Raw genomic sequence first — 7,737 nt, forward strand, 5'->3', positions numbered from 1 at the left:
GACCTATAGGAAAAATAAGCAAAAAAAAAGGAGCCTTACGGCTCCTTTCTTGGCTAGATAGCTATAATTCTCTTAATGAGAAGCTATTATTCGCCTTTAGCAGCTTTGAATGCGTCTGCCATTGCGTTACCGAACGCGCCTTCATCAGACTTGTTCAGTGAAGCCATTGCTTCTTGCTCATCAGCTTCATCTTTAGCTTTGATAGATAGGTTGATTACGCGGTTCTTACGGTCTACACCAGTGAACTTCGCTTCAACGCTGTCGCCAACGCTTAGGATTAGAGATGCATCTTCGATACGGTCACGAGAAACTTCAGAAGCACGTAGGTAGCCTTCAACGCCTTCGATTAGCTCGATAGTAGCGCCTTTAGCGTCAACTGCAGTTACAGTACCGTTTACAAGAACACCTTTCTTGTTGTCAGCAACGTATGCGTTGAACGGGTCGTTTTCCATTTGCTTAACGCCAAGAGAAATACGCTCACGCTCTGCATCTACTGCTAGAACAACAGCAGAGATTTCGTCGCCTTTCTTGTATTCACGTACAGCTTCTTCGCCGGCAGCGTTCCAAGAAATGTCAGATAGGTGTACAAGACCGTCGATACCGCCTTCTAGACCGATGAAGATACCAAAGTCAGTGATAGACTTGATCTTACCAGTAACTTTGTCGCCCTTAGCTTGCATTTCTGCAAATGACTGCCATGGGTTAGCTTTACACTGTTTCAGACCTAGAGAGATACGACGACGTTCTTCGTCGATATCAAGAACCATAACCTCAACTTCGTCGCCAACATTAACAACTTTAGAAGGGTGGATGTTCTTGTTAGTCCAATCCATTTCAGAAACGTGTACTAGACCTTCAACGCCTTCTTCGATTTCAACGAAGCAGCCGTAGTCAGTTAGGTTTGTAACACGACCAGAAAGCTTGTGACCTTCTGGGTAACGCTTAGCGATTGCTACCCATGGATCTTCGCCTAGTTGCTTAAGACCTAGTGAAACACGAGTGCGCTCACGATCGAACTTAAGAACTTTAACTAGGATTTCGTCACCAACGTTAACGATCTCTGATGGGTGCTTAACGCGCTTCCAAGCCATATCTGTGATATGTAGAAGACCGTCAACACCGCCAAGATCAACGAATGCACCGTAGTCAGTAAGGTTCTTAACGATACCTTTAACTTCAGTACCTTCTTGTAGAGTTTCAAGAAGTTCGTCACGCTCAACACTGTTTTCAGATTCGATAACAGCACGACGAGAAACAACAACGTTGTTACGCTTCTGGTCTAGCTTGATTACTTTGAACTCTAGCTCTTTGTTTTCTAGGTGAGCAGTGTCACGGATAGGACGTACGTCTACTAGAGAACCAGGAAGGAAAGCACGGATACCGTTAAGTTCAACAGTGAAACCGCCTTTAACTTTACCGTTGATGATACCAACAACAGTTTCAGCTTCTTCACAAGCTTTCTCAAGTACGATCCAAGCTTCGTGACGCTTAGCTTTCTCACGAGAAAGTTGAGTTTCACCGAAACCATCTTCAACAGCGTCTAGAGCTACGTCTACTTCAGCACCAACTTCAACTTCAAGTTCGCCAGCAGCGTTCTTGAATTGTTCAGCAGGGATAGCAGATTCAGACTTAAGACCAGCGTCTACAAGAACGTAACCGTTCTCGATAGCTACTACAGTACCTTTAACGATGCTGCCTTGTTGGAATTCAGTTTCAGATAGAAACTCTTCAAAGAGTTGAGCAAAAGATTCAGTCATTATTTAATCTTCAATAATTAAACGTCCATGGGTATCCTACCGCATGGGGTTGATAAATTCGCCGGTCATCATCCTTGCGACCAACGTTCGTACTAGCTCGGCGAAATTACCCAGCCAGTTTCGATTCAATATAGTGTAGTGCTTTTTCGACTACCTGCTCAATATTCATTGAGGTGGAATCAAGCACTAGAGCATCCTCTGCAGGGCGAAGTGGCGCCACTGGGCGATTACGATCTCGATCGTCTCGCTCTTGGATCTCGCTCAAAAGGTCGTCAAATTTAACATCTAACCCCTTCTGTTGCAACTGTTTAAGGCGACGACTCGCGCGCTCTTCAGCACTTGCATCTAAAAATATTTTCGCTTCAGCTTCAACAAATACAACGGTTCCCATGTCACGACCGTCTGCAACTAAACCAGGAGCTGCGCTAAAAGCACGTTGACGACGTAACAGTGCTTCACGAACGCGAGGTAAAGCAGCGACTTTTGAAGCCGCCATGCCCGTCTCTTCTTTACGAAGTTCACCAGACACATCTTCGCCTTCTAAGATAACCTTCACTAGCTCACCTTCAGCGATAAACTGAACATCTAAGTGAGTTGCAAGCGGTACTAAAGCATCTTCTGATTCAGTATCCACGCCATGGTGAATTGCCGCTAAAGCCAATACGCGATAGATCGCGCCTGAGTCTAGAAGATGAAAGCCTAGCTTATCTGCTAGTAACATACACAGGGTACCTTTACCTGCACCACTTGGTCCATCAACCGTAATCACTGGGCTTTGAGAAGGCATCTTTTACTCCACGTTTTGTCGTAAGTTTTATTCTGTACTAGCGATTCGCCACTACTTTATAGGCGGCATATTATAGAGAAAATTTGCAAGTCGAGCGAGGTAAATCTCAGATAATTCCGGGGTGATGCTACAGAAACCCATGCAACCAACTCAATATCCGTTAACTTAGATAAATAAGGCTGTCATCCGCTTCTCTTTAGGCATAAAAAAGCCTCGCGATAAGCAAGGCTCATGATTTTGCATTTTTGTAGAGCAAAGAAGTAGTCGCTAAAAGACGCTTAGCCAATAATAGCTCGAACCGCTTCTAGGTCTTCTGGCGTATCAACACCAGCTGCAGGTGCTTCTGCCGCAACGTCTACATGGATTTTTTCACCGTACCAAAGTACACGTAGCTGCTCTAGGCACTCAATACGCTCAAGGGTACTTGGTTCCCAATTGATATAGGTATTAATAAAACCCGCACGGTAAGCGTAAATGCCAATGTGACGAAGCAGTGGAGATTCAGCAGCTGTACCATTGTTCGCGTAAGCATCGCGATCCCAAGGAATAGTAGCTCGGCTAAAGTACAGGGCATACCCATCTTTGTCGGTCACAACTTTTACGGCGTTAGGATTAAACACTTCGTCAGCATGAGTAATTTCCACACCGAGTGTTGCCATCGGAGCTGTACTGTTCGCAAGGTTGTTCGCGACCTGATTAATGATCGCAGGTGGGATAAGTGGCTCATCACCTTGAACATTCACGATAATATGATCATCTGGAATCTTCATAACTTCAATCACTTCAGCGAGGCGCTCAGTGCCTGACTCATGATTCGGTGATGTCATACAAACGGTCGCGCCAAATGCTTTGGCCGCTTTTTCAACTCGAGCGTCGTCGGTAGCGATAATAACGTTATCGGCACCCGCCTTCATTGACTGTTCGTATACCCATTGAATCATCGGCTTTCCACCAATGTCAGCAAGTGGCTTCCCTGGTAAACGGCTCGATTGGTATCTTGCAGGTATAACAACCGTATAAGACATTACTTACCCTCATCCATTGAAACGGTGCGAGCTTCAGGTTCCAAAAGAACAGGAATACCCTCTTTAATTGGGTAAGCAAGGCGATCAATTTTACAAACAAGCTCTTGCTTATCCTTGTCAAAAGTTAGTTTACCTTTACATACAGGGCAAGCAACGATCTCAAGTAGACGGTGATCCATAGTATTCCATAACCTCTTTTATTCTTTTTAAAATTTGCTGTTGCGAATCTTCATCAAACTGCGCAGAAACTGGAAGATACCACCAGTTATCTTGCGCATATTCTTCGCATTTTACAGCGTCTTTTTCTGTCATAATCATATTCATACCTTTTTTTGCCAAGGCATGAAGTTCATCTTTATCAAAATCTTGATGGTCAGCGAAGCCCTGCGTGTAAACCACGTCACCATCAAGGTTTTCCAATGTTTTGAAAAAGCGTGGTGGGTGACCGATACCAGCAAAAGCCACCAGCTTCTGTAATTCTGCCACAGACCTTTTCTGACCCGTCTTCAGGTTAACCGCTTGGCTTGGAAGCAAAGACATCGAGAACTCTCGCCCGTGCGCTTTACCGCCATTATTAACCAAAAAGTCTACGTCATCTAAACGAGATATAGGCTCTCTTAATGGGCCCAAAGGAATTAGGCACTCACTACCAAAGCGTCTCGCACCGTCGATAACAGCAAATTCAATATCGCGTTCAAGTGCATAATGCTGAAGGCCGTCGTCAGTGATGATGACATTAACCCCTTCGCTCAGCAAAGCCTTTACTGCGTTTGCGCGCACAGGGTCAACCGCTACAGGCGCACCAGTTCGCTTACGAATCAAACGAGGCTCATCACCAGAGTGCTCTGCTGGCGTGTTTTCATCCAACACTAACGGATAGTTTGGTGCTTTCGCCCCATAACCTCGAGAAACAACACCTGGCTTAAAACCGTGAGCCTGAAGCATCTCTACCAACCAAATCACAACCGGTGTTTTGCCATTGCCGCCAGCGGTGATATTACCAACAACAATCACGGGTAAAAGCGGGCGATAGGTCTCTTTTTTCCCCGATAGATAAGCATCACGACGTTGACCGCTGATCATTTTGAACAGCTGACTCAATGGCCACAATAGCGGCCAGAGAAAGTATTTTAATGGGTGATTGTTAAACCAAATTTTTTCGATCACAACAAGACCTAATCTTATCCGCTGAACTGAATTCGGTGTAGTTGTGCATAAGCGCCATCAAGGGCGATGAGCTCGGCATGTGCACCTCTTTCTACAATATGCCCATCATCAACCACTAGAATCTCATCAGCTTGCTCGATAGTAGAAAGTCGGTGTGCGATAACAAGTACTGTTTTGTCTTTCTGCAGCTCTTCTAACGCAGATTGAATCGCTCTTTCTGACTCGGTATCCAATGCAGATGTCGCCTCATCAAGGATCAGAACAGGTGCATCTCTCAATAGAGCACGTGCAATCGCGATACGCTGTCTTTGACCGCCAGACAGGCTCGCGCCATTTTCGCCAACAACCGTATCGATGCCATTTTCCATGCCTTCGATAAACTCGCTTGCATGCGCAAGTTTAGCCGCGTGTTCGATCTGTTCACGTGAATACTGTTCTTCAGCTGCGTAAGCGATGTTGTTCGCAACCGTATCGTTAAATAGGTGCACATTCTGGGAAACAAGAGCGAAGTGCTCACGTAGATTTCTTAATTCATAATCACGAATGTCGTGACCATCAAGCTCAATAGAGCCAGAGTCTACGTCATAAAAGCGAGTAAACAGGTTCGCAATGGTACTCTTACCCGAACCTGAACGGCCGACAAGTGCGACTGTCTTGCCTTTCGGTATATTAAAACTGACCTTATCAAGCGCTGCTTTCTCTGCTCCTTGGTAAGTAAATGTCACATCTTTTACTTCAACTTCACCCGCTACGGTTTCAGGCTTCAACGTACCTTTATTTTGTTCCGTATCTAGATCCATCAAACCAAATAGGGTCGTACTCGCTGCCATACCACGTTGGAATTCAGACGTTACGTTAGTCAGAGCTTTTAGTGGGCGTAGTAAACCAAACATCGCCGAGAACACAACAGTGAACGTACCAGGAGTAAGCTCTGCTTTAATTGAATCAACACTAGCAAGAAATAGAACAACTACGATTGCAAGTGATGCAATCATCTGAATAATTGGGTTAGCGGCCGCTTGAGCAGTGATTAGCTTCATGCTTTGTTGGCGCATTTGGTTACTAACTTGGTCAAAGCGGTGTTTTTCTAGATCTTGTCCGCCATACGTTAGAACGACTTTATGTCCTTTCAGCATTTGTTCTGCAGAAGAGGCGACGTGACCCATACTGGTTTGCATGTTCTTAGAGATCTTTCTGAATCGCTTCGATACGATACTGATTGCCCACGCGACAAGAGGGGCGACAGCGAACAACACCAAAGACAACTGCCAACTATTCCAGAACATCAGCGTCAACAGGCCAATAATACTTGCACCTTCACGGACAATACTGACTAATGCTTTACTGGTTGCCGCAGAGACTTGCTCTGAATCGTAAGTAATTCGAGATAGCAGCGCACCAGTCTGTTCTTTATCAAAAAAAGAAACTGGCATATGCATAAAATGGCTGAATATTTTACGTCGAATTTCCATGACCACATTGCCTGAAACCCAGCTCAAACAATAAGTTGAAACAAAGCCACTGATGCCACGAACGAACATCATGACAAAGATAATGAGAGGGAGCGTACGTAAAAAGTCAGATTCTGCATTACCAAAGCCTTCATCAAGTAACGGCTTTAGTAAGGAAATCATGTAGGTATCAGTGACAGCATTTATAATAAGCGCAATAACCGCAACACCAAGGCCGGCCTTATATAGTCGAATATAAGTCCAAAGTCTTTTAAATGTGACCCAGGTAGTTTCATCTGTTTGTGTTGACATAGAATCGCTTAATTTTCTCACAATAATCTTCCTATTCTACTCCCTTACGAAGCATCTGCCTATACCACTGTCTGCCTTGTTGTTCTCTAATCTCATGATATTGCCAACCTTCTTGACCAATACTGATGGTTATTTGGCCGCTTTCTCCAGTATCAAGCCAAGCACTCCCTGCGTCGTGATAACGTTCAATAACGGATTCACTCGGCATCCCCCATTGATTGCCTTTGCCCAAAGAAGCGATCGCTAACTGAGGTGAAACGGCCTCAATAAAACTGGCGATCGAAGACGTATTGCTACCATGATGAGGAACAAGCATTACGTCACTTCGAAGCCGTTCGCCTTCGCGTGCAAGTAACCACTCACTGACCAATTCAATATCACCAGTAAGTAACATCGAGAACTCTAGAGCGGGGTCAAAAAGCCTGACCACGCACGAATGTGGGTTATACGCCCTCTTCACTTGTTTGGGAGGCCACAAGACCTCAAAAGCAACCCCTTGCCAAGTCCATACTTCTCCTAAAATACATGCTTGAATATTTGACGATTCTTGAATCGTAGATTGTCCTTGTTGACTGATATTCTGACTGGCTCTTACCCACTTAGGGTTGTAATTTTCAAGTAACGACGGATAGCCACCAGCGTGGTCAGAATCGAAATGACTCACTATTATACCCTCCAACTCATGAATTCCCCTCTGATTCAAAGTAGGAATAAGTAAGGATTCGACAATGGAACCTCCTGGCCATGCGTTACCAAGATCGTAAATAACAATCTGATTGTTCTTTTCTAAGAGCAAAGACAACCCGTGACCAACATCCAAGATATCGATAGTTAGTTTGTCTTGTTGAGGCTTGCCGAACTCCCACCACAGTACAAACACGGTAATAATCAATATAGATAGTGCTCGCTTGAAATATCGACTGACAAAACCGAAAAACAAGATGAGGAATACAGACAACTCAATCGTGTGATTATCCACTTGAAACCAAAATCGTTCAGAGAAAGGAAGACTAAATACGAGAGGCTCAAGCGATAAGTCGACCAACATCCATAATTGTTCAGACAAACCATTGTTGAATGTAGTTAAGCCAACGCCACCTGATACTGGCGCCAATATTAAGCTAAAGAACATTGCCAGGAACAATAGTGGAATAACCACCATCGACACCCAAGGTAAAAGGAGCAAGTTGTAGAAAACAGAGACTAAGCTGACCCCATTAAAGAACAGCATCGAAAAG

General features: G+C 44.6%; 7 protein-coding genes. All 7 read right to left on the minus strand.

Annotated elements, in window-relative coordinates; genetic code table 11:
- Nucleotides 1-86: 86 nt before the first annotated feature.
- The gene (gene rpsA / locus AB4653_RS19775; RefSeq protein ID WP_012604398.1) at nt 87-1,757 is read right to left on the minus strand and encodes a 30S ribosomal protein S1; all 1,671 of its coding nucleotides are present in this window, start codon (nt 1,755-1,757) and stop codon (nt 87-89) included.
- A gap of 106 nt (nt 1,758-1,863) precedes the next feature.
- Nucleotides 1,864-2,544 carry a (d)CMP kinase gene (cmk, locus tag AB4653_RS19780; RefSeq protein WP_009847140.1) on the minus strand — a complete coding sequence of 227 codons (681 nt, stop codon included), beginning with the start codon at nt 2,542-2,544 and terminating at the stop codon, nt 1,864-1,866.
- 278 nt (nt 2,545-2,822) lie between these two features.
- Entirely contained in the window at nt 2,823-3,569 is a 747-nt protein-coding gene (gene kdsB / locus AB4653_RS19785; protein ID WP_009847141.1) for a 3-deoxy-manno-octulosonate cytidylyltransferase, read from the minus strand.
- Nucleotides 3,569-3,748, minus strand: coding sequence for a Trm112 family protein (locus AB4653_RS19790; protein WP_004736429.1), 180 nt, complete (start codon nt 3,746-3,748; stop codon nt 3,569-3,571). Before AB4653_RS19790 ends, kdsB begins: the two co-directional genes overlap by 1 nt.
- On the minus strand, nt 3,729-4,736 hold the full coding sequence (gene lpxK / locus AB4653_RS19795; protein WP_009847142.1) for a tetraacyldisaccharide 4'-kinase: 1,008 nt from the start codon (nt 4,734-4,736) through the stop codon (nt 3,729-3,731). Before lpxK ends, AB4653_RS19790 begins: the two co-directional genes overlap by 20 nt.
- Nucleotides 4,737-4,750: 14 nt before the next feature.
- Nucleotides 4,751-6,499, minus strand: coding sequence for a lipid A ABC transporter ATP-binding protein/permease MsbA (gene msbA, locus AB4653_RS19800; RefSeq protein ID WP_009847143.1), 1,749 nt, complete (start codon nt 6,497-6,499; stop codon nt 4,751-4,753).
- A 31-nt stretch (nt 6,500-6,530) separates the two neighbouring features.
- The coding region (locus AB4653_RS19805; RefSeq protein WP_372105108.1) for a DNA internalization-related competence protein ComEC/Rec2 at nt 6,531-7,737 on the minus strand (1,207 nt) is incomplete at its 5' end.

Source organism: Vibrio sp. 10N.222.48.A3, assembly GCF_041475345.1.
Taxonomy (GTDB): domain Bacteria; phylum Pseudomonadota; class Gammaproteobacteria; order Enterobacterales; family Vibrionaceae; genus Vibrio; species Vibrio tasmaniensis_A.